Below are 25,960 nucleotides of genomic sequence, written 5' to 3' on the forward strand. Positions count from 1 at the left end.
ACGAGTTCGGGGATGATCCCGAAACGGAGCAGGTCGTCGGGCTCGACTTCGGCGAACGGTGTCTTGGCAGTGGTTTGCTTGATGGAGACCACCTTGCCGTCGTGCTTCTTGGTGTCGAAGCCGAGCTGGCGACGCCCGGTGCGGGCCTCGATGATCTTCTCCAATCCATCGAAGGCGCCACCACAGATGAACAGGATATCCTTGGTGTTGATCTGGATGTATTCCTGCTGCGGATGCTTGCGGCCACCTTGCGGCGGCACGCTCGCCACGGTGCCCTCGAGGATTTTGAGCAGGGCCTGCTGCACGCCTTCGCCCGACACGTCGCGCGTGATGCTCGGGTTCTCGGATTTGCGCGCGATCTTGTCGATCTCGTCGATGTAAACGATGCCGCGCTCGCACTCCGCGACGTTGAAGTCACCGGCCTGGAGCAAGCGCACCAGAATGTTTTCCACGTCTTCACCGACGTAACCGGCTTCGGTGAGCGTGGTCGCGTCGGCGATCGTGAATGGCACATCGAGAATGCGGGCGAGGGTCTGCGCGAGCAGCGTCTTGCCGGTACCGGTGGGGCCGATCAGGAGGATGTTCGACTTGTCGAGCTCCACGTCGTCTTCGCGCGCGTTGCCCGCCGCGTTGATGCGCTTGTAGTGGTTGTAGACCGCCACCGCGAGCGCCTTCTTCGCGTTCTCTTGGCCGATGACGTACTGATCGAGGATGTTCTTGATCTCCCGGGGCGTCGGCACCTGAGTGATCGCCTCGGCGACTTCCCGCTCCTCGTCTTCGGACAGGATCTCATTGCAGAGCGCAATGCACTCGTTGCAGATGTAGACCGACGGGCCCGAAATGAACTTTCGGACGGCGTCCTTGGACTTGCCGCAGAAGGAGCAGCGGAGATGCTTGTCGTGGGACATGTCGGTCCGGAACGGTGGGCCATCGATGACGGGAAGTGGCGAGACAAGCCACCTGCCTACATACAGTTAACTCGCTTGGACACGCAGGGTCAAGCGAAGGGGGTTGTCTTGCCACAGGAAGGCGGGCAAAACCCTCCGTGATGAGTGTCGGCCGCGACGACAAAAAACTGTGCCTGGCGCAGGCGGGAGTGGATTTCATGCTGGCGTCGCCGACGCGCCGGTCGTACCCTCACTCATACCCGGCAGAGGCCGGAAAGACACGTGGTCCCGCGAACCCGGGCTGTCTTCCCGAGGGAGAAGTCGTAGCATATGTGGACGTTCAAATGGTTCCTGTTCTTGCACGTCACCACCGGCGCGATCGGGCTCGTCCTTTTTTGGATCCCCGTCTTTGGCAAGAAAGGGGGGGGAAACCACAAGAAGTTCGGCACGGTGTACGCGTACCTCATGCTGGTCACAGCCACCATGGCGATCGGCATGGCGATAAATACTATCTTGGCCCCGGTGGCTACCCATAGCCATCTCATCGATTGGCCGCCCGCCCGAGTGCAGGGGATTTTTGGCTGGATGATGCTCTACCTGGCCGTCCTGACGATCAGTCTGGTATGGCACGGACTGGTGACGGTGCGCAACAAGCAGCAACATCTTGAGAACCGCCGCTGGCTCAATGTGGGGCTCAACCTGCTCGTGATCGCCATGGCGCTGCTCTGTGCCTACCGCGGCTGGCTGATCGACGAGGTGCTCATGATGGGCATTGCAGTCGTCGGCGTGGCGTCTGGGCTCACCAACCTCTGGTTCATCTACACGCCGACCCCATCGCGTATCACGTATCAGCTGGAGCACGTGAAGGCGATCGTGGGCTCGGGCATCTCGGTATACACCGCGTTCATGGCCTTCGGGTTCGTGCGCCTGATGCCGCACCATGCGCTCAATCCCAAGATGTGGTCGATTCCGCTGGTTGTCGGACTGGCCATCATCATCTACCACCAGATGCGCCTTCGTCTCTCGCAGCGTCGGCCGGCGCGGATGACCACGCAGGGTGCCTGACGCGACGCTGTCCACGTTGTACCGTCCGCCGGCACCGGTGCCGCGTGCGCCGGTCACATCGCTGCTCCGGTTGCTCTGGCGCCGCCAGAAGGATCTGCTCAGCCTCCTTCCCGATCTCGCCTACCGCGAGATGGTCACACCGCTGGGGTCATCGCGCCGCGGGATCCTGCTCGTGAATGACCCGACGTGGGTAAACAAGATTCTCACGGATCACGATCTTTTCCCGAAAAACGATTTGTTCGTGGAAGCGCTCGAGGATCTGGTAGGCAACTCGATGTTTGTCACCAGCGGCGACACGTGGCGGCGGCAGCGCAAGATGGTCGACCCGGCCTTCTCGCACATGCGCATCCACCGCGCCTTCGATTTCATGGCGGCGGCGGTCCACGACTTCGAGGCGCGATTGCGGGCACGGTCGGCGTCGGGCGAGACGTTCTCGCTCGATGCCGCGATGAGTCATCTCACGGCCGACGTGATTACGCGCACGATTTTCTCAGTGCCGCTGGAAGGGGAGACGTCGCAACAGGTGTTCGAGGACTTCATGCGCTTCGAGCGGCAGGTCGGCAGCATCGACATCAAGCGTTTGCTGCTCGACAGGCCGTGGTCCCCGACCATGCAGCCGCAGCCGGTTCGCGACGCCTGTGCGCGTATTCGCAGGCACCTCGGCACCATGCTCGACACGCGCATCGCGACGCCCGGACTCGATGATATCGCCGGCGCTGTGCTCGACGCGCGCGACACCGACACGGGGCAGCCGTTTACGCGCGAAGAGTTGATCGACCAGTTAGGCGTGTTCTTCCTGGCCGGACATGAAACGACGGCCAGCTCCCTCACGTGGGCGTTCTACATTCTCTCCGTACGCCCCGAGGTCGTGGCGCGCATGCGCGAGGAGGTGGGGCGCGTGGTGGGTGATGGACCGGTGCTGCTGGAACACACCAAGCGTTTGCCGTACGTGCGTAATTTCTTCCGAGAAGTGCTGCGGTTGTATCCGCCGATCACGTTCTTGCCGCGCGTGGCCGCGCACGACACTGAAATCGCGGGCCGTCGCGTGAAGCGCGGCACCATGCTCATGATCGCGCCGTGGAGCATGCATCGACATCAGAAGATGTGGGTGAACCCCGATCGCTTCGATCCCGATCGCTTCCTCCCCGAGCGAGAAGCCGAGATGACGCCGGGCGCGTACATCCCGTTTGGTGCAGGGCCACGCATTTGCGTGGGGGCCGCGTTTGCCACGATCGAGACGGCACTGATATTGGCCAGCCTGGTGCGTCGTTTTGACTTTACGACGCTGGATGCTGAAAGTGTACGGCCGTTTGCGCGGCTCACCACCAGGCCAGCGGTGGAGGTGATGATGCGCGTGGGCGCGGTCGGGGAACGGCCAACGGCTCAACAGCCAACGGCTTAGGACGCAGGGTGGCGTACAACAGGGGGAGGGAGCAGGACCCGCGAAAAGCGGCCTGCTTCCTCCCCCCTGCTACATCTCCCTCCTGCTTCCGAAGCCGTTGGCAGTTGCGTCCCTACTTCGCCACCGGCACAAGTTCCGCCTGATGCTGAATCACATTATCCACCAGCCCGTACACCTTGGCGTCTTCGGCGCTCATGAAGCGGTCACGATCAGTGTCACGCTCGACCTGCTCGACCGGCTTGCCGGAGTGCTTGGCCATCAGCTCGTTCATCTTCGAGCGGAGATACAGAATCTCGCGTGCCTGAATTTCAATATCCGACGCTGAACCACCGCCACCGTTCTGCGACGGCTGGTGAATCATGATGCGCGAGTGCGGCAGCGCACTGCGATGGCCGGCGGCGCCGGCGCAGAGCAGAAATGCGCCCATGCTGGCGGCCATGCCCATGCAGGTGGTGTGCACCGGCGCCTTGATGAACTGCATGGTGTCGTACATCGCCAAGCCGGCCGATACACTGCCACCCGGCGAGTTGATGTACAGGTGAATGGGCTTCTCGGGATTATCGGCCTCGAGGAACAGCATCTGCGCGATGATGATGTTCGCGACGTCGTCGTTGATCGGCGACCCCAGGAACACGATACGGTCCATCAACAGGCGCGAGAAGATGTCATACGTGCGCTCGCCACGGCTTGAGCGCTCGATGATGTACGGCATGTAAATCGATGCCATGCTACGACTCTCCTGAAACGGTTGGTCGGGCGGTGTCTCGAACGGGAATCGGATGATTACGCCGTCGTGACCGGATTCTTTTCGAGCAGCCAACCGAAGACGCGATCTTCGGTGAGTTCACGCTCGATCTCCTGCAAACGACCCGACTTCTGGAGCTGCGCGTACACTTGGCCGGGATCCACGTTCCGGGCCTTCGCGAGCTCCTCGATGCGGGCATCCACCGCCGACGCGCTCGCGGTGAGCGACTCGCGCTCGGCGATCGTGTCGATGATCAGATCGCGACGCACTTGCCGTTCGGCCATCGGAATGAATTCCTGCGAGAAGCGCTGCTTTTCGGCATCGGGCACGCCGTACATTTTCATGTAACCGTCGACGAGCTGCATCACCCACGCGTTGGGCACGTCGAACGGATTCGCTTCGACGATCTGGTCGATGATCTGACCGCGCACTTCGGCATCGGCTTCACGCTTCGAGTGCTCGCCCATGTCGGCGCGGACCGCGTCGCGCAGGATCTGCACCGTATCGAAATCGCCGATCTCGCGCGCGAACGCGTCGTCGAGCGCTGGCAGCGACTTGCGCTTCACGTCGGTGAGCACGACGCGTACGAGCTTCGCGGCGCCACGCTGCGACTCGTCGGGGAAGTCTTCGGGCCAGCGCACCTGGCGCTCCGTGGTGCCGCCGGGGGCGGTCTCCATGATGAGCTCTTCGATGCCGGCGATTGCCTGGCCGCCGCCGAGGACGAGACGGTACTCCTTGCCCTCGGGCAGGGAACCATCGGCGTCGGCGGTGGACAGCATCACGGTGACCATGTCGCCGGGCGCCGGCTTGTCCTCGACCGGTGCCCAATCCGCCTTCTGCTCGCGGATTTTCTCGATCTGCGCTTCGATCAGATCATCGGTCACCATCGAGTCGCGACGGGTAACCGTGAGTCCTTCAAGCTTCTCGAGCGCGAGTTCGGGACGCACTTCACAGTGCAATTCGAACTCGAGCGGCTGGCCGGGCTCGGCCTTGAGGTCGTGCACGTGCGGCTGGGCAGCGAGCTTCAGTCCCTCGCGCTCGACGGCCTCGCGGAACGCATCGTTCATCGCGAGTTCGATCGCTTCCTGGCGCACTTCGGCGGCGTAGCGCTTGCGCACCATCGCGGCGGGTGCCTTGCCGGGGCGGAATCCGGGAATGCGGGCTTGCGTCGCGTACTTGCGCGCCGCCTGATCTTCGTACGACGCGACGGTGTCGGCCGGCACCGAGATCTGCATCCGGCGCGAGACACCCGCGCTCTCGGTCGGGGTAATGGTGATGGTCATGCGGCGGAATCTAAGTGAGGCAGGGAGTCGGGGTGAACTGCGAAAACAGGGCCGCCGTCGGAAAGGTGCCGGCCAGCCGCCCTGCGATCGAGGGAGTCAGCCAGCGGTATCACGATCACCGGCCGGTAGGGCTCAGCGCAGCGACAGCTCCGGAGCCGCGACAGCTGCTCGGGCGGGAGCCCCGCCGATGAGCTCGGCGACGATCTTGCCACTGGAAATGACGCCCGGCAGTCCGGCGCCGGGATGCGTGCCGGCACCGCAGAAATACAGGTTCGGGATGTCCTTGCTGACGTTGTGCGGTCGCATGTACGCCGACTGTGTGAGCACCGGCTCCGGGCCGAAGGCGCTGCCCAGGTAGCTGTTCAGGCTCTTCTCGAAATACCGCGGATCGATTCGACGCTCGGTCACGATATGCTTGCTGAGATCGGGCATGTAACGCTCTTCGAGATAGCCCATAATGCGGTCGCGATAGCGATCGCCCACCGCGGCCCAGTCAACGTCGCCACCAAGGTGAGGAACGGGCGAGAGCACGTACCAGCAATCGTGACCCGGCGGTGCGAGCGACGGGTCGGTGGCCGTGGGGCGATGCAGGTACAACGAGAAGTCGTCGGACAGGATTTTCTTCTCGAAGATGTCTTCCAGCAGCGCCTTGTAACGCGGACCCATGATGATTTCATGGTGCGCGATATTCTCGTACTGCTTGTCGGTGCCGAAGTAGATCACGAACAGCGACATGGAAAAGCGCATCCGCTCCACCTTGGCATTGCTCATGGACGGCCGGGCCTCTGGAGGTAGCAGCGTGCGATAGGCCTGCGCCACATCACCGTTGCACACGACCGCATCCGCCTTCACCGTTTCGCCGTCCACGAGCTTTACACCCGTGGTGCGACGACGGGCCACGTCGACGGTGATCTCCTTCACTTCACTCTCGAAGCGAATCGTGCCACCCAGATCTTCGAACGCCTGCACCAGCGCCCGTACCAGCGCACCGGTGCCGCCCATGGCGAAGAGCACGCCCCACTGCTGCTCGAGCTTGTGGATGAGGGCGTACATCGACGACGTCTTGTACGGATTTCCGCCTACCAGTAGCGGATGGAACGAGAACACCTGCCGCAGGCGATCATCCTTGAGATACTTGTCGGCGAGGTCGGCCACCGATACATCGGAGCGGGTGCGGATCAGGTCGGGAAGCATCTTCAGCATCGAGCCCGCAGTGAGGAACGGCTTGTCGATAAGCGGCATCCCGACGTTGAAGATCTCCCACGCCTTCTCGCGGAACTTCAGGTAGCCGGCGACGTCGTCGGGGTTGAACTCACCCACCTGACGAACGATGGCCTCGCGATCGCCGTTGTAATGGAAGACCGATCCATCTTCGAACCGAATGTTATAAAACGGATCGAGCAGTACGAGCTTGATGTAGTCTTCGGTCTTTTTGCCGGTCAGTGCGAACAGTTCGTCGATGAGCCACGGCGCCGTGATGATGGTCGGGCCGGCATCGAACGTGAATCCGTCTTGCTCAAACACGTAACCACGGCCACCGGCCTTGTCGAGCTTTTCGACGATCGTAACGTCGTGGCCCTGTGCCTGAAGGCGAATCGCGGCCGCCAATCCCCCAAAGCCGCTGCCGATGACAACAATGCGCATGCACCGAGTTGCTGAAGAAAGCGGGGAGCGCCGCTCCCCCGCGATGCTCAGCGGCGAAGCAGCACTGTAATGTGCCAGAGGTGAATCACGAAGGCTGCCAACATTGCCAACGCAAAGCCCTCAGGAGACGGATCCGGCCGGCGGTGAAAAATCATCGCCGCGAGGAGCGACCCGCCCGCCCCGAGAAACGAAACGATGCGTGCCGTATTCGGCGAGCCTAAGGGCGACGAGGGATGCCGTCGCTGCCACGCGAACAGCACCGCCGCCTCGAGCACGATGAGCACCAGAATGCCGATCGGGAGCGCGTCGGAATCGAAGATCGGAGTGAGTTGGTCCATCGCGCCATTCATGACGTTAACGCATTGGCCGTGTTTACGGTGCCAGCGCGCCGGTCGGCCAGACGCGTCATCAGCGGCCCGAAACCGCGACGCGAGGCATCGGAGCCGTACCGGCAGTGCCGAGCGGCTGTGGTTCGTTACGCAGAGCAGCCCAAAGCGGAATCGCCATGGCGATCGTGCCCAGCACGCCAGCCAGCACCATATCCTGACGGAAGCAGATCGCGAGCGGAAGCAGGCCGTTTACCGCGTACAGCGTGATCGGCAGTCGACTCGGTGACACCTTGGCAGCCCACATGGTGGGCGGCACGATGGCGAGCATCACACGCGCGACGAGAATTCCCGTGAACAGCCAGCCCAGCCAATTGGTGATCGGCATACCGAAGAAGATCGGCCTGCCGATGAACTGCTCGAACGCGGAACGATCGGCGAGGGTGCCGATCTGCCAGAACCAGTGGTTCGTCTTCACCATCGCGGGGTCCATCGAGACGTCCCACGCGGTGAGCACCAAGCCGCCCATAAGCGCCCAGTACCACTTTGAGGTGTTGTCGTCCTTGGCCGGGAGGAATCGTCCGCAGATCGCCAGCGAGGCGACCAGCATATAAAACCACGATGTCGGGATATTGAACGGCACCCGACCGAACAACTTGTAGCCCAGCTGACTCGTGTACTCGTAGGCACCGAACGGATAGTCGGTAACGGTGCCGGCATACTCGGAGATAAAGGCCAGACCGAATGACACGACGAACACCAGCATGGCGCGGCGGTGACCGATGCAGTGGGCGAGGAACGCCAACCCGGCGAGGGCGCCGAGGGTGACGGTGGTCGCTCCACCGTACGCGAAGCCCACGGCCATCACTTTCTGGTTCTGTGCCGTCTGCAACCACTCCGGATACGGCGGCACGAGAAACGTCGCGAACGCGAACGCCGAGAACGCGCTGAAGAACGCGTGACCCAGCAGCGTCAGTCCGGCAATCTTGAGTAGCGTGGACGGCGAGGTGTCCCGCAGAGTATCCCGAAGGTCGGTAGTAGCGGTCATGCGTGGAACCCCTTAGGCCAGTCGGATCAGGGAATCGGCGTTGGAAGCCACCGTGTTGGGTTCCCACACGATCCGTGGACCGTGTCCCAGCGCGGAAAGATCAGGCGCCGGCGCGCGATAGCGCCAGGCGTTCCAGAGGATGCCAACGCGCGCGAGGCGACCAATGCGCGCGCGGGTCGAAATGGTGTCGTAGTGTTGCGCCTCAATAGCCGTGAGAATACCGGCGTAGCCATTCGCACACGCCGCGGCACAGCGTTGGGCGTCGGCGTCGAGCAACGCAATACCTGGCATCGCGGCCGAATACAATGCCCGCGCTCGGCTTACTTCGTACGCCATGAGCGGAGCCCATCCGGGATGGCGCGCCAGCTCTGGGCCGCGAGAGAGGACATCGTGCGGGGTGAGACCGAACCGCGCCATGTCTTCCGCCGGCAGGTAGCAGCGACCACGCTGGGCGTCCTCGCCGACATCCCGAAGGATGTTGGTGAGCTGCATGGCCGTGCCAAGGGTGCGGGCGTACTGAATGGCTTGGGAGCGCATGGCGGGGCCGGCGGGGACGCCGAACACGTAGGTGCACATCTCGCCGACGGAGCTGGCGACCCCTTCGCAGTACTGCTCGAGCTCGAGCCAGGTGGCGTAAGTATGGGCCTCGAGGTCGCGCTGCACGCCGTCGAGCAACTCGAACAGCGGGGCGGGTGACACCTCGTATTCACGTGCCACCCACGCAACCTCACGGAAGATCGGCCCACTGGGGCGCCCGCCGAGGGCCGCCTGCAGCTGATTCCGATAATCGTCGAGTTGCACGGCGAGCTCAACGACGTTGTCGTGATCTGCCTGATCGACCAGATCATCGGCGATCCGACAGAAGGCATAGAGCGCGTAGGCAGCGCGACGCTTCGGCCCGGGGAGCAGTTTGCTCGCCAGCGAGAAGGTGCGCGCGTGGAACATCGTGATGCGGGCGCATTCGGACGCGTCGTTGAGAGACGCGTTCACGATCATGCTACCCTGGGCAGCATCGGCTGCGTTGAAGGACTCATCATGCCGGCACGAGAACTCATCAAAACGGTGGTCAGGCGGGATGACGGCGACCGCGAACTCGAGCGCAGGAACAGAAACGGCCCTGAGTGCTCAACGCGGCTGACGACGACAGGTTCCTTCTCGTGCGGCCGGTTTGCGAAGTTCGTTCATCTCATGGGTAAACACAACATTAAGGTGGGATCGCGACCGCGAACTGTCAACGATTCTTTACAGTGAGAGTGTCAGGAAAACGTGACGGTGGCCGGCGTTGCGCAAAACGGACGCCGGGAGAATCCCCGGCGCCCGTTTTGTCGCTCAAGCCGCAGGCCCGTGGCGTTTACTTGCCGGCCATGTTCGGATTGTTGTCTCGCTCGGGGCGCGGCAACGGATAGCAGGTGTCTGTACCCGTAGAGCCGTACCCGGGCTTGAAGTACGGCGCACCGGAGGCCGTGACGGTCGTCGCGACCGAGGCCGGCGAGCGACGGAAGTCCGCCAAGCGCTTGCCTTCGAGAAAGAACTCGAGCGCACGCTGATTGAACAGCTCCGTCTTGACGCTCGCCGCATCGGTGGCGCCTGCGTAGGCCGTCTGGCCGTTCGCCGCACGACGGGCGTTGATCAGTGCCAGCTGCGGTGTCACACTGCCCGAGGCTTCCGCGGCGATGTAATCCGCTTCAAGCTTCGAGGCGAGGCGGATGTTCGAGGCATAGCCCGTGAACTTCGCCTGCTGGAAGAAGCCGCCCGGCACTGCATCAAAAGGGGCCGCAGTTCCCGAACCCGGTGCGCGGAAAGGCACGCGAGGATCGGTCTGGCGATACCACGGCGCCACGCTAATGGCACCGCGGTCGAAGCTGAACTGGTACAGGCGGTTCGACAGGCGCGTGCGGCTGTTCAAATCGTCCGTGTAGCGCATGTTGTATTCGAAGCCCGCCGACACCAGTGCGGCGTCGGCCGCGGCACCGGCGTTGTCACCCCTTTGTAGCTTGGCACGCGCGCGGCCCACCAGCGCCGCGTTTGACAGCGCGATACCGTCGGCCGTGGCATTGGCTCTGCCAACATCAACGCCGCGGGTAAACCAGAACGATGCGGAATCGAGCAGCTGCGCCGTGGTCAGTTCCGGTCCCGACGACAGCGCCCCCGTGCAGAAATCGGTGGCCATCATCAGGATCGAGAAGCCGCGGAACGTGGCGGCGCGCGCAAGACTGATGTTGGTGGTCGGATTCGGTAGCGTGAGGTCAAGCACGGTTTTCGCCGACGCCACAGCCAGTGAGATCGGTGCCCAGACGTCGGTGTTCAGCGAGCCGTTGAGATCGGACACAGTGCGAAAGCCGAACTCGTTCCGCGTTGGAAAGGTGTCCGAAACGTTGACTTCGGTCGTGAACCATCCGCTGTACATCGAGAGCCAGCCAAGCGCCGCCGCAAAGTTCTGTTGCGCCGATGCCGCCAGCGTCGCACCGGCCGTTGTCGGGTCGACCGTGGCCGCGTCAATGACGTTCGGGTTGGTAACCTCTAGGAACTGGTCGGAGCAGGCGGCCGCGCCGAACACCAGCGACGTAGCTGCCAGCGTGCGCGTAACCGCGCGTTGGATCTTTTTCATGGTCATCTCGCGGTTAAAAGGTGAAGTTGAAACGGAGCACGGACCGCCGCGGGTTCGGCAACGTGAGGAAGTCTTGGCGCGAGAACGCGCCGGTCTGGGCGTTCACTTCGGGATCGGGTCCCGAGTAGTTCGTCCAGAGCTTGATGTTCTGCATTGCGAACGTGACCGATGCGCCGTCCACGACGCCGCCCATCTTCCGGGCGAGGCTGTTCGGCACCGTGAAGGTGGCGGAGAGCTCGCGCAGCCTCACGAAATCACCACGCTCGAGGAATGCGTCAATCACGTCGTTGACGGTCGAGGGATTGCCCTTGTTTGTCACGAACGCCGGCTGGCCCGGGGTCGGATTGCCGTAGCGACGCAAGCGCTCTCTGGCCGAGAGTGCCGTTGTGTCGATGCGCAGGTTGGAACGCACGATCTGCGTTTCGCGGAAGAACGCCGTGAAGTTCTGGACCATGAAATCGCGCTTCGCGTCAAGCAACGCGCTCACACGGAGATTCTTGAAGAGCGTGACCGTGCTGTTGATGTTCCACTCGAACGTCGGGAACAGGTTGCCCATCGGCGCTAACGTGTCGCTTACCGTAACCACCTTCGTCGCCTCGTTGATCGACTCGATACGCTTGGAGACCATCACGCCAAGCTGCTGTCCGACGATCGTCCGACCAGCGCCGCCGAGCGGGAACGGCAGCACCGTGCCGAGGCTCGTGAGTTCGTTACGCAGGGTGTTGGCGCCGGCACGGATATCCCAGCGCACGTTTGGTGTGTTGAGCGCGTTGATATTGAGTGCAAGCTCGACGCCGCTGTTCAACAGTGAGCCGATGTTCGCCAGCGGGTTGGTCTGGAAACCGAGTGACGGCGGAATCGGCCTGGCGATGATCAGGTCCTTCGTGGTCTTCTTGAAGTACGTGAGCTCGGCCGACACGCGGTTGTCGAAGAAGCCGGCGTCGAGGCCTGCTTCGAATTCGGTGCCACGTTCCGGCTTGAGATCACTGTTGCCCGGGTTGCCCGGGATAGCGCCGGCGAACGTGCTGCCGACGATGTTGAACGGCGCGGCCACGAGCGTGGTGAGCGCGTCGCCCGGGTTCGGTGAGCGACCCGTGGTACCATACGCGGCGCGCAAGCGCAGCGTGTTCACGATGCCGGCGAGCGGACGGAAGAAGTCTTCTTCCGAGATGGCCCAGCTACCACCGATCTTGGGCAGCACGAACGACGGTGCCGCCGCACCGAACGACGAGTTCCGGTCGATGCGCACGCCAACCTGCAGGAACCGCTTGTTCTGGTTGCCGATCTGCAGCTGGCTGAGGTAGCCGAACTGCCGCTGCTCGGTGAACCCGCCGCCGCCGGTGGTCTGTGCCGCCGAACCCACGGAGTTGTTCGAGTTGGTCACGAAGCCGATGCCATTGGCGGTCAGCAAGTTGTTGCGTGAGGAGATGACCTGCAGCCCGAACGACAGGTTGGTTTCCCAATCCGCGCCCCAGCCTTTCTTCATGTTGCCGAGGTAGTCGAACGTGTAGCGTTCGGCGCCGCGCGACTGCGACGTATTGTTGCCACCGTCGTTCAGGCCGCCGTACCACAGGCTGTCATTCTTCGGGAGGAAGGTCCGCTGATCGTCGTTGGCGTAGTCCATGCCGCCGGTGATGCGGTTGGTGAACCAGCTCGTTGGCGTGTAGTTCGCCGTCACCGACGTGGTCACGCGCTTCGTGAGCAAGCGGCGCTGAATCGAGTTGATGGCGTTGTAGTGACGGACGCCGAACCAGCCGTCCTGCGTCAGCTGCCCAGTGGGCCCGTCGTTGCGGGTGAGCGGGCTGCCAAGCAGGCCACCGCCCAGCCAGCCAAAGCCGTTGTTGTCGTTGTCGGGCAGATCGGTCTGACTCTGGGTGAGGCCAAGTCCGACGTCGACGTTTAGCTTCGAGTTCGCGACATAGTTCACGTTTGTGCGAACGTTGTAGCGGTTGTAGCGGTTATTTGGCAATGTGCCCGCCGTGTTCTGCGAGCCGTACGACAGGTTAAAGCCATAATTCTGGCCACCGCCGCGCGCGTTCCAGTTCAACACACGATCTTCACCTTTCCGGAACGCATTGACACGTGTGAGCGGGTTGTCGCTTACCAGCGTCCCGACCGTCTGGTTGCGGCACAGCGGATTGGTGCTGGTCGCCACCACGCTCGCTGCCGTGCACCGGGCGTAATTGTCGGGCGGGGTGTAGTTGACGAGCTCCGACGAGCCGGTTTCCAAGCGGAGGTTCTGCTCGAAGCTCGACGAGCCCGCACGGCCCTTCTTGGTGATGACCTGGATCACGCCGGCCGAGGCGTCGGCGCCGTACAGCGTGGCGGCGGCCGGACCCTTCACCACTTCAATGCTCTCGATCTCTTCGGGATTGAGGTCGTTCAAGCGATCGAACTGTTGACCGGCCTGGCCTGATCCGATCTGGCCTTCGTTGATGCGCACACCGTCGATGAACAGCAACGGCTGGTTCGACAGGTTGATCGACGACGCGCCGCGGATGCGGATCTGCGTGGCCGTGCCCGCCGTGCCCGATTGCGCGCTAAGGGAGACGCCCGGCACGCGCGACTGCAGCAGGTTGGCCACGCTGGTGATCGGGGCGTCCCTGATGATGTCGGCGGTCTTTACCGTCGCCACGAGGGCGGACTGCGCCTTCCGCTCCTGGTTGCCGGCGGTGCCCGTCACGACCAGTTCGGCCAGGTTGATGACCGACTGAGTCATCGCGATGTCCAGCGTGGCGGTCTGTCCGGCCACCACTATCACGCTGTCGCGCTTCGCTTTGTAGCCAAGGCGGAACACGGACACACCCGTACGGCCGGGCTTGACGTTGGTGAGGCGGTAGTCGCCGGTCCTGTTCGTCTGCGCCTCGAATGTCGTTCCTGCAAGCACTACGCGGGCGTCGGCTACGGGCAGCGCAGTGGCAGCATCAGTCACCTTGCCGCTGATCGTTCCAGTCTGTGCCAACAGCGCACGAGACGGGACCGCGATCAGCAGAACGGCGGCGATTACCGACAAGCGACAAATGATCGCTCGGTGAAACATCGAGTCTCCTTCCGATGGGTAATGAAGAGCAGAGCGTGTGCACCCCACACGCGTCCCGGTTACGAAACGAAGTACCGAGATGTGGAGAATCTCTCTCAGCTTTAAGGGATTTGCCACTCTCATCACGACGATTTTTGACAGTTTGGCGCTAATATTTTGCGTTTGGACCCAGATTCCGAATGGCAGACGGCAATTTGTGGGGACAAACCGCAGCGACGTGTCGCCGGCTGCACACTCTTGAGGTCGCCATCGGTGTCTCACTCGTTCGATGTAATCGTGGCCGGAGTCGGCGGCATGGGCAGCGCCGCGGCATATCAGCTGGCGGCCCGGGGGCTGCGCGTCCTCGCGCTGGAGCAGCATGAGCTCGGGCACAGCGTCGGCTCGTCGCACGGACTCACCCGGATCATCCGGTTAGCCTATTTCGAGGATCCCTCGTACGTGCCGCTCCTCCGTCGCGCCTTCGCCCTGTGGCGCGAGCTGGAGGAGGGACTCGAGGAGCCCCTATTGCACATCACCGGCGGACTCGACGTGGGTTTCGCTGGCAGCCTGGTGTTCGAGGGCTCGCTCCGAAGCTGTCGCGAACACGACCTTCCGCATGAGGTGCTCGACGCCACTGCGCTGGCGGCGCGCTTTCCGGGCTGGCACCCCGCACCAAATGCAATGGCGGTGTTTCAACCCGACGCCGGGTTTCTCACCCCGGAGCGCTGCATTCTCGCCTACGCCGCTCGGGCGCGATTGCACGGCGCCACGATTCACACCCGCGAGAAGGTGCTCGGATACACCGCGAGCCGTGGCAGCGTGCGGGTGCGCACCGACCGAGGCGAATACGAGGCCGCACAACTATTGCTAACCGCCGGCCCGTGGATGGCCGACCTCGCCCCCGCACTGCAGCCGCTGCTCACACCAGAGCGTCAGGTGCTCGGCTGGTTCGAGATTGCCGACCACGCCCGCTTCGCGCCCACGGCGTTTCCGGTGTTCGTGCTGGAGGCCGCCCAGGGCATCTACTATGGTTTCCCAGAGTATGGCGTGCCGGGGTTCAAGATCGGTCGCTACCATCATCGCCAGGAGCGCGTCCATCCCGATACGATGGATCGCACCGTGCATCCGCTAGACGAAGCAGTGCTGCGCGAGGCGGTCGCCCGCTACTTCCCGGATGCGAACGGCGCCCTGCAGTCGTCGTCGGCATGTCTGTTCACGAACACGCCCGACGAGCACTTCATCATCGATCGCGCGCCGGACACGCCGGAAGTGCTGCTGGTGTCACCGTGCTCAGGACACGGCTTCAAGTTTTGCAGTGTGATTGGGGAGATCTGCGCCGATCTCGTGGAGACTGGAACCACGTCGCACGACATCGCCCTCTTCGGGCTCGGGCGCTTCTCCGATCGCCTGCGTTAGCCCCAGAGCGACGATGACGGCGGCTGCATGACCCCGTCGGTGAACGTGATTGCATGTTCGCGATCGCGCATCTGCAGCAGCGGACCGTCGAGATCCACATAGCGACAACACTGTCCGATCAGAAAGCCTGGGGCCATGCCAAGCGAGGTGCCGCACATGTTGCCGACCATCAGCTGCAGTCCGTGCGCGAGCGCCACCTTCGACATCTTGAGCGCTTCCGTGAGGCCGCCGCATTTGTCGAGCTTGATATTGACGAACTGATAGCGCCCGAATAACTCGGCGAGCGACTCGCGGTCGACGCACGATTCGTCGGCGGCCAATGGCAGTACGGCGTTCAACCCATCGAGCTGAGCATCGTGAAAGCGCGGCACCGGCTGCTCGACCATCTCGACGCCGAGGGCGGCAAGCGGTGGCAGCACGCGCTCCAGCAGATCGCGATTCCACGACTGATTGGCATCGACCGCGATGCGCGCCGTGGGATGCTCCTCGCGCACCCATCGCACGACATCGACATGACGGTCCGCGTCGCACTTGAGCTTGAGTAACGGATAGCCGCGAGCCGCTCGCGCTTTCCGACGCGTGTCTGCTTCTGTGCCGAGGCCGAGGGTGTACACGGTGGTCAGCGAACGTAATCCCGGCAGCGACGCGTACCGCCACGCTGGGATGCCGGACTGCTTGGCGCGCAGATCCCACAGCGCACAGTCGATCGCGTTACGAGCACCGCCCGACGGAAGCAGCTCCTGCACGGCCTGCAATGTGGCGTCGTTCACCACGTCGCCGGGTGCAGCAGCCAGCACCAGCGGTAACACGCCTTCGATCTGCGACTGCAGCATCTCCGGCGTTTCGCCGTCGTAGTCCACGCCCGCCGCTTCCGCGCGACCGATGTTGCCGGCACGGTCGGAGAGGGTAAGCACGATCAGCGGAATCGCGGTCATCACGCCGCGCGCGATTTCGAACGGTTCGACGAGTTCCCACTGCTCGATCGCCACGGCGCCGGTGATCATATCTTGATCATCGGCGTCTCAGGACGCGCAGCCACAACCGGCGCCGCACCCGCCACCGCCGAACGTCGGTCCTCTACTGGAACTGGCTCCGGCCGCACCACCGGTGAATGTGGCGAGACCACCGGATAGTATGCGCCGCACGGGCACGCCGGTATCCGGATGCGCGGTGAGGCGGGCCTCCGACATGGACTGGCGCAGCTCGAAGGTCAGCGGGAAGTCAGCGTCGGACTGCGGAATCGTTTCGTAGACGTAGACGGGCATGGTCGATTCGTCGGGCAGAGGAACGGGATCATCGTAAGGGGATGCACCGTAAAGATACGCCGGCGAGTGGTCGCGGACGATCCACTCGACTTGCCCCGGACGAGCCTGCAGCGTAAGCCGCTGCGCCGCGATCCCACGCTGCCGATGGCTCACGAACGGTTTCGGCGCGAAATCGAGATCGCCGCGCCGCTCGGACACCCCCACATTGTCAGTCTGCTGGACTCGGGTGAAGCGGGTGGGACGCTGTTCTATGTGATGCCGTGTCTTTTTGGCGATTCGCTCCGCACGCGCCTCTCGCAGCACGGTGAATTTGCGGTCGCCGATACGATCCGCATCATGCGCGGCGTGTTCAGTGCGTTGGCGTACGCCCATGCCCGAGGCATCGTGCACCGTGACATCAAGCCTGAAAACGTCTTGCTCGCGGGCGATCACGCGCGAGTCGCCGACTTCGGCATTGCGCGCGCATTGGCGAACGCGTCGAACCTGACCGGCAGCGGTTTCGCGATCGGCACGACCGCGTACATGGCACCCGAGCAGGCGGTCGGTGATCCAAAGCTCGACCACCGAACCGACTTGACTCGATCGGTCTCCTCTGGTACGAGTTGCTCGCCGGTCGGCATCCCTTCGCCGATCTCTCGCCGCAACAACAAATCGTCGCGCACTCCACTCGCGACGTCGTTCCCCTCGGTACCGTGCGCCCATCCATCCCATCGGGGCGCTCGGCGCTCGCGGCGCGATGCCTCGAGAAGCGTCCGGCCGACCGGTGGCAACAGGTGCCATCGCTCCCGCGCTCTTCGGGTTCGAATCGAGCCGTCACTGCCGGGCCGTGCTCTCGCTCGACGATCATCTTCGTCTGGCTCGAGGGCTCCTGAACGACGTCATCGTCACGGCCGAGCCATGTGTCGTGATCCTGGTGGGCGATTCTGCAGGCGCGGATTTGGCGCTTCGGTTCGCCGCAGCGAACGATGCCGACTCGCGACCCATCGACGCCGTGCTGGCGACGTCGCCAAATTTGGCCATAGAATCGGCATTCGGGAGCGCCGTCCTCGCGAAAATGACGTTCGCCCGCCAGGACGAGGTCCTTCCCTATCTCCGTCGCGTGGTAGACGCCCCGCAGACGCTTCAGGGGTGGGCGGATATGAGCGAATACCTAGCGCGGTTGGCACGCCGCTTTCGCGATGACTTTCGCGTGCTTCAGCGGTTCGCCTATGACATTGCCAGTCCCCTCGACGAGGGCGAGCGGTTCGGCGCTTTCGCGGGATGGTATGGCGCATGCGCCAAGCGGGGCCCGGCACTCCGCTGCGTCGTTGAAGACACCGCGCACTGCCGTCAATTGGTACGCGAGCTTCAGCAAGCCCAAAAACAGCGTCGCCTGCTCGGATCGTACCACCGCTCTGGTGCGCTGGTCATTGAGCCTGCGTCGGGGCACTTTGACCTCGAGGACGCCACGTTACTGGATCGCCATCTCCGGGACATGGTCGCCGAGGTGCGAGCGCGCGGGTAGAAGCGTTTTCAGCAACCCGTCGTTGAGCGGCGTCAGCTCGAGCTCGAAGTTGGCGCGCAGGCGGTCGTTCGAACTACGTCGCCTGACGTATGTCACGGTAGTACGGCAACTGGTACCCTGCTGTGCACGCCGGGGTCACCTCGACCGAGGCCGATCTGACGGCGCATTCGTCGAGAGTGCTCTGATGTCGACTTTCCCCATTGCTAGTACGCGCTGCGCGCTCTTTGTCGCCATCGGGGCCGTGCTCGCAGGGTGCACCGTCAGCACGGGGCTGGGCGACTGGGAGGATCTGTGCTCAAACGGCAACGAACCCGTCGGCAGCATCCGCTTCAAACCGGCGGCGCCTTCGGTCCGGGTCGGTGAGGAGGTGTACGTCGAGACCGAAGTGTTGAAGCCCGACGGAAGCCTCGTTGTCCTGTGCGTCGATGCGCCAACGCTCTCGATCGCCGACGCAACGGTTGCCGCCGTTGTAGGTGGACGTGTGCGCGGTATTGCCGTCGGACAGACGACGATGCTGGCAAGCACTGGTGGCAAGACGATGACGGCGGTCATCACCGTAACGTCGGATGCATTGGCACAACTCGACGCCACGGTCTCGCACGCCACGCTCCTCGTCGGACAGGTGACACGTGTCTCGGCAACAGCGCGTGATTTCTCCGGCAACGCCGTCACGTTGCAGTCGACCGCATGGAGCTCAGAAAGCCCGGCGATCGCATCGGTCAGTGCGAACGGAACCGTCGTGGCGCGCGGCGTCGGCACTGCGACCTTCAGCCTGACCAGCGGCGGCAAGACGGCATCGACGTTTCTCAGCATTACCACGGGGCCACCGACAATCCGCATGGCGGACATCAGCGCGGGCGGCAACCAAAGCTGCGCACTCGCGGCAACCGGCACTAGCACGCCGGCAGGCACCGCCTTCTGCTGGGGCGCAGGCGTGACCAGCAACGGCAGTGTGCAACATTCGCCCGCCCGCGTTCCTGGCAACCTGACATTCCGCAGCATTTCGGCAGGCAACCTGTTGAGCTGTGGTATCTCCACGGCTGGCGCCACGTATTGCTGGGGATGGAACACGTCCGGGGAACTTGGCGTCGGCAATCGAACCGCCAACCCGTCTCCGCAGCGCGTGAGCGGTTCCGCGACGTACCGGTCTGTCGTGGCGGCCGATCAGCTGGCCTGCGGACTGCTTTCGACCGGTCGCGCCGCCTGCTGGGGCGCATCGCACCTGAGTGACGCGATACTGGTCCCGACGCCCGTGGCCGGCGCGCTCACCTTTGTCGACTTGACGAGCGGGACCGGCGGGCCGGGCGGCGTCTGCGGCCGCACGGCGAGTGGCGCGGTGTATTGCTGGAGTCGTGTATCGCGATGGAACGTGGTGGCACCAGCGCTCGCCTCGGGCAGCAGCACCTTCACGTCGGTCACGGTCGGCGGCCTATATAACTGCGGATTGATGGCGAGCGGCGGCGCTTCCTGTTGGGGGCAGATCAGCGACCAACTTGGCGCTGGCGTCGGGGCCGGCACTTTCGGTACGCCTGCTCCTATGCCCGGCGGCCTGATCTTCCAGAGTATCGCGGCGGCCGGAAGCTTTTTCTGCGGCATCACCGATTCCGGCACCTGGTGTCACGGACCAACTGGCCTTCGCAACTCCACCGCTGGCAGCACGCTGCCCCGACTGGTGCCGATGCTCGATCCGCAGACGCTGTTCGTGCGCATCGCCGGCGGGTCTCGGCACGCCTGCGCACTCGACACGCGCGGCGCGGTGTGGTGCTGGGGAGAGAGTCCGTTCCTCGGCCTGCTCGACATCAGTCGTCCGTCCGAACCCCTCCAGATACGGTTTGAGTGAGCGCGAGGTGTCCATCGAAGCTATACGTCTGCAAACGCCCGGACTCAGATCGGCCATCTCGCCACGGGATTCGGGACCTTTCCAGCAGGCCATGATAGCCCAGCCGCAAAACGCCTACTCGGCCGCCGCGATCGCCTTCTCGTCCCACGAGAAATCCGCCGTCGGCCGTTGCTGCGCGGCATACCAGCGAAACGTCTCCTCCAACCCGTCCTCCAGCGACGTCAGCTCGAGTTCGAGGTCGGTGCGCAGGCGGTTGTTACGTACGGTGATCGGTGGGATATCGAGATAGGCGCCGAAGTACACGGGCGGCTCCATGATGCCACCGCCGAGCGCGGCAATGGTCTCGCGCGGAACGTGCACCACCTCGACCTCCTTGTCCGCTACGCGTGCGAGCAGGCGTACGAAGTCCAGCTGCGTAATCTCAGGCACGTTGGCCAGATTGTAGCCGCGGCCGATCGCCGCGTCGTGCACTGTGGCCGCGATCGCGGCGCGTGCGACATCGCGGGAAGAGATCCACTGCATCGTGGAGAGTCCGTCACCGGGTATGATGACCGGACGATCGGCGACGATGCGGTCCCAGAAAAAAGCCTCGCGGTCGAACGCGTTGTGCGGTCCGAAAATGAAGGCTGGCCGGATCGTCGTGACGGGAATGCCCTGTGTGCGGCCAAGTGCAAACAACGCGCGTTCACTGTCGGCCTTCTGCGCGCCGTATGCGTTCGCAAAATCGGACGGCACGAGTGCACCATCTTCGTCGTACGGCCCGCCCGGCGCGAAAACCGCAACCGACGACGTGAAAACGTAGCGACGAAGCCCCTTTGCCGACGCGGTGGCCGCGGCGCTCACCTGTTCGGCGCTGGTGCCGCGCTGCCAGTCGTACACGTTGTCGTACACGACGTCGAACTGCTCGTGCGCGAGCGCTGATGCCACGGCCTTCACGTCGTTCCGATCGCAGTGGATCTCGCGCACGCGGCTTCCGAACGCTGTGCCGTGGCCACGGTGCATAATCACCACTTCGTCGCCGCGTGCGAGAAGCTGTTCGACGAGGGTGCGGCCGATGAGCAAGGTGCCGCCGATCACGAGAGCGCGTGCCATGGAGTTTACGGGGATGGACGTGGGGCGCCGGGCTGAGTCGGTCGGGGCGCGGTTACCGACGCCGCGCTTCGAACTTGTATCCGGCCGGTGGTGCAAACATCGACGCCGGCACCGCCCCGGTGCTGATCGACTTCACTTCATCGGTGACGGCAAGCAGCGTGGTCTGCTTCATCGGCTGCGGCTCCTTGTTGTCTGAGCCCTTGCTGGCCGCTTCCTCCGCCGCTGCCTTCATGGCCCCCATCATCCCGCGCAATCCCTTCTTGGGCTTCTCGGCGGTAGCGTCTGGTGACGCCACGGCCACGTCGTTGAGCACCAGCTTGCGGTCGAACTTCATGCCGACCGGAAGCAACACCGCGTAAGTGGCGCTGCGCAGCGAGATGCCCGACACTTTTTTCAGTTCCTTCGCCGCCGCCTCCATTCCCCCCTTGAGGCGAGGATCGGCTTGGAAGGCCGCCTGCATCGCGTCCGCCTGCTTCCGGAACGCCTGGCCCGACTTGGCCGCGAACGCCTTGTAGAACTCTTCCGAGGCCGCAATTTGCGGGGCGCTCTTCGCCATCCATTGATCGAGCAGCATGACCAGGCTTCCTGCCTGCTGGGCCTTCTCGCCCTCGGGTGTGACTTCGGCTTCCACTGTGATCGTGATGAACAGCCGCTCGGCGTCGTACCCGGCAATCCGTTGACGCTCGCCGGTGCGGTCCACCGCCACGGCATACTTCAGGTTCACGTCACCCTTGGCGGCATCGGGATTTTTCGCGTTGTCCGCCGCGCTCTTGTCCTTCGATGACTTGGCCGAACGGGTGGCCTCGTCGATGGCGGCGGCCATTTCGGCGAAGGTCATGGTGGTGTACGACTTCCGCTTGTGATCCACCTCCATCCACTGGCCGGCGTCCACGTCGATCACGGTGGCAGAGCTTTCGGTCTCCGTCCGCATCTTGTGCCTGGACACCATGGTCGTGGTCGGCACGTCGTTCAGTTTGGCACCTCCGAAGCGTGCCGCGATGCCCACGACCTTGCCAAGCGCGCCATAAAACTTGGTGTCGACGACACTTTCAACCGTGACGTCCTGCGCCAGCAACGCAGAGGGCCAGGCTATGGCAGCCGCGATCACGACGCGGCGAATGGAAGTACGCACGTGACGCTCCCGGACCAACGAGGGGATTACATCGAGTGATGGCGGTGCCACGTGCACCAGCCGATCGATGACAGGAAACGTGCATGGTGGGAGCATGCGCCGCCAGTCAGTATTCGACGGCTGCGTATCCTTGCCTCGTCGCTCCGCGCGCTTTGGATCCTGTGTTAGCACGGCGGACGGGACGGTTCATCAGGCGGCACGACGCGTTGAAGGGCGGCGCAACAGGCAGCGTTTACGCATCGTCTCCTCACCTGATTCAAGCCCCTCGTTTCAAATCGTCGACCAGGCGGTGGTGTGCGACATGATCGGCACGCAATCCCTCTTTGATGGAGGCGCGGAAACGCCGACGTGTCAGGCGCGGCAATATCCACGTCCGGTTGTGCGACCCCCGGGACTCGAACCGGGATGGTCTCCCACAATGGCAGTGGAACGCATCGATCGCCGATTGTCCGCCAATACGAGTCAACCGATCGGCACGTCGCGCGCGCGAGGCAGCATTCGCGGCGCCACGCGGCAAAACGACCGCGCTCGGTCCGAGCAAAGAGCGCGATCGTGTGATGCAAGCGCACAAGATTAGGATGCGCACTGGTTGGCGCCGAGGGCAAAACGTTAGGCTCGATGTCCACTGACGAGGACAAACTCGCCCGGTATCGCGAAGCCAGTACCATCACGATACGCATCGATGGACGCCAGATATTCCTCACGCACCTGCGCGCGAACGATGTCGTCGAAGCGTGATGCCGCCAATGCTACCGGCCCGCCGTCGAAGGCGGCCCCACATGCATCATCGGCCGTGGCGTACCGCAGTTGAGCCGAGATCCGTTCAGTCGTGATGTGCGTAAATCCAACGGCCGCAAACTCGTCTTGCAGTGCCGTACCGTTGCCGAGTTGAAAGAACATCGGACAGACCTCAGAGCTGACGCGTGCATCGACGATTGAAAAGATTTCGGCCCAGCCGCAGTTGACTCGTCGTCCCCACACCGACGCGACCACGCGCCCACCAGGTTTCACGACGCGGTGCATTTCCGCGAGTGCGCGTCGTGGATCTGGGACGTACATGAGGCCCAACGCACAGAGCGCTGCATCGAACGTGGCATCTTCCAACGCGAGTAGTTCGGCGTCCATGCGCTCAAACCGCGCGTTCGCAATGCCGCGTTTCTCGGCGATCGTCCGTGCACCGGCAATCATTCCTTCGGAGAGGTCGACGCCGAGAACCGAACCGGTCGACCCCACCTGTTCCGCGACAGGAAACGTGACCAGTCCGGTACCACAGGCGACATCGAGCACGGACTCCCCGCGCTGCGCACTGGTCTGTCGCAGCAGTTGCGACTGCACAGGTTCAAGCTGTCGTCGCCAGTAGGTCTCGTAATGCGCCGCGGCCTTGTCCCATCCATAGCGTTGCACGCGTCGCTGCAGTCTGGGGTCCATGCTACTGCTCCGCGTTGCCGTTGATCTGTACGCTGCGGCGGCATACCTGCGCGCGCCTGAACACATCGAGGTACGGACTGTGGCGCTCGGCCTCGTCGAGCATGTGCAAAATCGCGTCTTCGTCAGCGCTACTGTCAATCCGCACCGCGTAGCGCACCTCGGTGTAGCCGGGGAGGGTGTCACCCACGCCAAATATTGCGCCGTCGTCATAGTCCGCCTGGATCTCGACTTCGAGTGCTTCAATCGCGATGCCCAGCTTGGCGGCGTACATCGTGATGCCAATCGCGAGGCAACTGCCGAGGGCGGCGCGACCGAATACGCCAGGGGTCGGCGCGGAACTCGAACCGCCGGCATTTTCGGGCATGTCAGTCACGACCTGCCACGGTCCCTCTCGGGACTCGCAACGCAACCCATTCGTTACACGCGTGACGGATTTGCCGGTGCCGTGGCCGAGCGACGGGCGACGTGAGATGGCGTTGGCAACACGTTCGAACGCCGTTTTAATGTGCTGAGCGTCAGACATTCTTCGCACTCCGGTGGGGGACGCGATAAATATGGCGTTCTCGAGCCTCTTGCGGAAAGCGTGCGTGGGGGCTCATCGCGGTGTTTGCGCCCTTGGCAATGCTGCATCGGCTAATCTTGGCCGACTCGTTGCCGGTCGGCGTTCGTACGTTGCCGTAGGTATGATCCCGCGGCTACTTCGACGGACGGATTATCGCGTGAGTGCGCGAGCGATGTAATCGCCACGCGCGTCCGATTACGACCGTGAGGATGGCAGGCGTTTTCGGCGCGGAGTGGGCCGGCAGGCCCGCCGTCGACGCGACACCGCCGGCGGGCGATCGTGGCGTCGGCGGGTGCCTCAGGCCGTCAGACCAAACGGCGACGTCGCGCGGCCAAGCCGAGCGCACCCAAACCGAATGCGAGCATGCCCCACGTCGCTGGTTCGGGAACGACCGTCCCGACGACTTCTCCGTACAGGAAATCATCCATCACGACCAGATCATTGAGATTGCCGTTCTGATCGGACCTACTCGCATCCAGTGCCGCATTACCCGTGGTGATACGGACTCTACTGATGATCGGCGTTGCGAACGACACACCAAGAAACGAGAAGTGTTGTGCGGTCGCGCCCACAACATTCGGCACCATGAAGCTGCCCAGCGAGCCGTTCCAAGCGTCGAAGAATTGGAGGGATGTCACGTTCGCAAGATCGACATCGCTGAAGATCGAGCCGAAGCCGCTGGTGAGTCCGGCGGCGGTTGTGCCCGCGACGAAGAACGTCACATCGGTGATGTTGCTCCCGATGGGTGTAAACAATCGTTGCGCGCTGAACGCACTAAAGACAGATGAATATTGCGGGTTGATATTTCCGAAGTTGACCGCGGCAACGACGTCACCCACGGCGCCGCTGACCTGGAAGCCAGTGCCAGGGGTGCTGAACACCACTCCGCGTGGAGAGTTCGTGTTAAAGAAGTTGGCAGCGAGATTGTTTGGCGTTGAAGACGAGGCGGGGACACCATCCCAGTTGATCTCGCGGCGCAGTCCGCCGAACGAACCGTTCGTGCCTGGGACAGTGCCGCCTCCGATGTCGGATCGGAACAGATCACGCGCTGCTGTTGCATTGGTGGTGCCGATGCCCGCGTCGGATCGAACGACCTGCGCATGTGCAAGCGTCGGTGGTAGTGCGAAGAGAACGGCGACCGCCAGTACGGCGGGGCCGTTCACTCGCGAAGTACGGTGCGTCATATGCAACGTCCTCTGGGGATTGGAGAAATGACACGAGTTCACTTACGAGAGTGCCGCGAAAACGTAGCTGCCGCGTGATCGCGGCGCACTAGTCACCCTGTTCTCAGGAGCGACACAGATGGACCGGTGTGCTGCCATCCGCCTGTGCAAAGCGTGCTCAAGCATTTACGCGTCTTGAAGTCGCCCGTACGCGGATTGTCGCTGCGGGCGAGGCACGCCGATTTTCTTCTCCGTCATGCGAACGGCCGGACTCGAACCGGGATGGGTTGCCCCGCCAGCTCCTCAGGCTCAAGCACAGCGAGGCTGGCGCCGTGGGTGCTCTCGGACAGCGCGCGAAAGGTCTTCGTAATACCTCGACGCCTCGAACCACGCGCGCAGCCGTTCGGCGCGCGCGTCCTTCTTCCCGGGGCGACGGCGCGTCGCGTCGAATGTCTTTGGAGTTCGGCAACCTGAACCTTACTGCGTCAGGCTATACGAAAACGAGAGCATGCGACGTGCTGTGGCACGGCA

At 63.4% G+C, this 25,960-nt stretch carries 22 protein-coding genes and 1 pseudogene; 6 read left to right on the forward strand and 17 right to left on the reverse strand.

Features of this window, described 5'->3' with window-relative positions; genetic code table 11:
- A partial coding sequence (clpX, locus tag ACLL97_RS01240; RefSeq protein WP_411278657.1) for an ATP-dependent Clp protease ATP-binding subunit ClpX occupies nucleotides 1–908 on the reverse strand: 908 nt, incomplete at its 3' end.
- A gap of 309 nt (nucleotides 909–1,217) precedes the next feature.
- Between clpX and ACLL97_RS01245 the strand changes: the two genes are divergently transcribed.
- A complete protein-coding gene (locus ACLL97_RS01245; protein WP_411278658.1) occupies nucleotides 1,218–1,952 on the forward strand; it encodes a hypothetical protein in 735 nt (244 codons plus the stop codon).
- Nucleotides 1,945–3,354 carry a cytochrome P450 gene (locus ACLL97_RS01250; RefSeq protein WP_411278659.1) on the forward strand — a complete coding sequence of 470 codons (1,410 nt, stop codon included), beginning with the start codon at nucleotides 1,945–1,947 and terminating at the stop codon, nucleotides 3,352–3,354. Before ACLL97_RS01245 ends, ACLL97_RS01250 begins: the two co-directional genes overlap by 8 nt.
- 112 nt (nucleotides 3,355–3,466) lie before the next feature.
- Here the strand turns inward: ACLL97_RS01250 and ACLL97_RS01255 are convergent, their stop codons facing one another.
- The 8 genes from ACLL97_RS01255 to ACLL97_RS01290 all read right to left on the reverse strand — a co-directional run bounded on the left by ACLL97_RS01255 (nucleotide 3,467) and on the right by ACLL97_RS01290 (nucleotide 14,048).
- Nucleotides 3,467–4,081, reverse strand: coding sequence for an ATP-dependent Clp protease proteolytic subunit (locus ACLL97_RS01255; RefSeq protein ID WP_411278660.1), 615 nt, complete (start codon nucleotides 4,079–4,081; stop codon nucleotides 3,467–3,469).
- Between the two features lie 56 nt (nucleotides 4,082–4,137).
- Nucleotides 4,138–5,382, reverse strand: a complete 1,245-nt coding sequence (gene tig / locus ACLL97_RS01260) for a trigger factor (protein ID WP_411278661.1) — start codon at nucleotides 5,380–5,382, stop codon at nucleotides 4,138–4,140.
- 132 nt (nucleotides 5,383–5,514) lie between these two features.
- Nucleotides 5,515–7,026 carry a phytoene desaturase gene (locus tag ACLL97_RS01265; RefSeq protein WP_411278662.1) on the reverse strand — a complete coding sequence of 504 codons (1,512 nt, stop codon included), beginning with the start codon at nucleotides 7,024–7,026 and terminating at the stop codon, nucleotides 5,515–5,517.
- Nucleotides 7,027–7,073: 47 nt separating this feature from the next.
- On the reverse strand, nucleotides 7,074–7,364 hold the full coding sequence (locus ACLL97_RS01270) for a hypothetical protein (RefSeq protein ID WP_411278663.1): 291 nt from the start codon (nucleotides 7,362–7,364) through the stop codon (nucleotides 7,074–7,076).
- 70 nt (nucleotides 7,365–7,434) lie between these two features.
- Nucleotides 7,435–8,400, reverse strand: coding sequence for a carotenoid biosynthesis protein (locus ACLL97_RS01275; RefSeq protein WP_411278664.1), 966 nt, complete (start codon nucleotides 8,398–8,400; stop codon nucleotides 7,435–7,437).
- Nucleotides 8,401–8,412: 12 nt separating this feature from the next.
- Nucleotides 8,413–9,390: a phytoene/squalene synthase family protein gene (locus ACLL97_RS01280; RefSeq protein WP_411278665.1), complete on the reverse strand. Its 978-nt coding sequence runs from the start codon at nucleotides 9,388–9,390 to the stop codon at nucleotides 8,413–8,415.
- Between the two features lie 361 nt (nucleotides 9,391–9,751).
- Nucleotides 9,752–11,008 (reverse strand): hypothetical protein, encoded by a 1,257-nt coding sequence (locus ACLL97_RS01285; protein WP_411278666.1) that lies wholly within the window; start codon nucleotides 11,006–11,008, stop codon nucleotides 9,752–9,754.
- A 13-nt stretch (nucleotides 11,009–11,021) separates the two neighbouring features.
- A complete protein-coding gene (locus ACLL97_RS01290; protein ID WP_411278667.1) occupies nucleotides 11,022–14,048 on the reverse strand; it encodes a SusC/RagA family TonB-linked outer membrane protein in 3,027 nt (1,008 codons plus the stop codon).
- A gap of 252 nt (nucleotides 14,049–14,300) precedes the next feature.
- Here ACLL97_RS01290 and solA point away from each other — a divergent pair, with 252 nt between their 5' ends.
- Entirely contained in the window at nucleotides 14,301–15,443 is a 1,143-nt protein-coding gene (gene solA / locus ACLL97_RS01295; RefSeq protein ID WP_411278668.1) for an N-methyl-L-tryptophan oxidase, read from the forward strand.
- On the opposite strand, the gene ACLL97_RS01300 is transcribed toward solA, so the two are convergent.
- A complete protein-coding gene (locus ACLL97_RS01300) occupies nucleotides 15,440–16,447 on the reverse strand; it encodes a dipeptide epimerase (RefSeq protein WP_411278669.1) in 1,008 nt (335 codons plus the stop codon). The two genes, solA and ACLL97_RS01300, sit on opposite strands and share 4 nt — an antisense overlap.
- 18 nt (nucleotides 16,448–16,465) lie before the next feature.
- A complete protein-coding gene (locus tag ACLL97_RS01305; RefSeq protein ID WP_411278670.1) occupies nucleotides 16,466–16,708 on the reverse strand; it encodes an FmdB family zinc ribbon protein in 243 nt (80 codons plus the stop codon).
- 144 nt (nucleotides 16,709–16,852) lie between these two features.
- On the opposite strand from ACLL97_RS01305, the pseudogene ACLL97_RS01310 reads away from it, so the two are divergent.
- Nucleotides 16,853–17,188 (forward strand): annotated as a pseudogene (locus tag ACLL97_RS01310) (protein kinase domain-containing protein); the annotation flags it as partial.
- On the opposite strand, the gene ACLL97_RS01315 reads toward ACLL97_RS01310, so the two are convergent.
- Entirely contained in the window at nucleotides 17,137–17,478 is a 342-nt protein-coding gene (locus tag ACLL97_RS01315; RefSeq protein ID WP_411278744.1) for a hypothetical protein, read from the reverse strand. The pseudogene ACLL97_RS01310 and the gene ACLL97_RS01315 sit on opposite strands and share 52 nt — an antisense overlap.
- Between ACLL97_RS01315 and ACLL97_RS01320 the strand changes: the two genes are divergently transcribed.
- Nucleotides 17,472–18,212: a hypothetical protein gene (locus ACLL97_RS01320; RefSeq protein WP_411278745.1), complete on the forward strand. Its 741-nt coding sequence runs from the start codon at nucleotides 17,472–17,474 to the stop codon at nucleotides 18,210–18,212. The two genes, ACLL97_RS01315 and ACLL97_RS01320, sit on opposite strands and share 7 nt — an antisense overlap.
- 184 nt (nucleotides 18,213–18,396) lie before the next feature.
- The gene (locus ACLL97_RS01325) at nucleotides 18,397–20,052 is read left to right on the forward strand and encodes an Ig-like domain-containing protein (RefSeq protein ID WP_411278671.1); all 1,656 of its coding nucleotides are present in this window, start codon (nucleotides 18,397–18,399) and stop codon (nucleotides 20,050–20,052) included.
- Between the two features lie 114 nt (nucleotides 20,053–20,166).
- Here the strand turns inward: ACLL97_RS01325 and ACLL97_RS01330 are convergent, their stop codons facing one another.
- From ACLL97_RS01330 to ACLL97_RS01350, 5 genes are all read right to left on the reverse strand, one after another.
- Nucleotides 20,167–21,144, reverse strand: coding sequence for an NAD-dependent epimerase/dehydratase family protein (locus tag ACLL97_RS01330; RefSeq protein ID WP_411278672.1), 978 nt, complete (start codon nucleotides 21,142–21,144; stop codon nucleotides 20,167–20,169).
- Between the two features lie 52 nt (nucleotides 21,145–21,196).
- Nucleotides 21,197–22,276, reverse strand: a complete 1,080-nt coding sequence (locus ACLL97_RS01335; protein ID WP_411278673.1) for a hypothetical protein — start codon at nucleotides 22,274–22,276, stop codon at nucleotides 21,197–21,199.
- A gap of 609 nt (nucleotides 22,277–22,885) precedes the next feature.
- Complete coding sequence (locus ACLL97_RS01340; protein ID WP_411278674.1) at nucleotides 22,886–23,704, reverse strand: class I SAM-dependent methyltransferase; 819 nt, start codon at nucleotides 23,702–23,704, stop codon at nucleotides 22,886–22,888.
- Nucleotide 23,705: 1 nt separating this feature from the next.
- Nucleotides 23,706–24,227 carry an OsmC family protein gene (locus tag ACLL97_RS01345; protein ID WP_411278675.1) on the reverse strand — a complete coding sequence of 174 codons (522 nt, stop codon included), beginning with the start codon at nucleotides 24,225–24,227 and terminating at the stop codon, nucleotides 23,706–23,708.
- 344 nt (nucleotides 24,228–24,571) lie between these two features.
- Complete coding sequence (locus ACLL97_RS01350; protein WP_411278676.1) at nucleotides 24,572–25,450, reverse strand: PEP-CTERM sorting domain-containing protein; 879 nt, start codon at nucleotides 25,448–25,450, stop codon at nucleotides 24,572–24,574.
- Nucleotides 25,451–25,960 lie beyond the last annotated feature (510 nt).

Origin of the sequence: Gemmatimonas sp., from assembly GCF_046594945.1 — a bacterium.
Lineage (GTDB): Bacteria > Gemmatimonadota > Gemmatimonadetes > Gemmatimonadales > Gemmatimonadaceae > Gemmatimonas.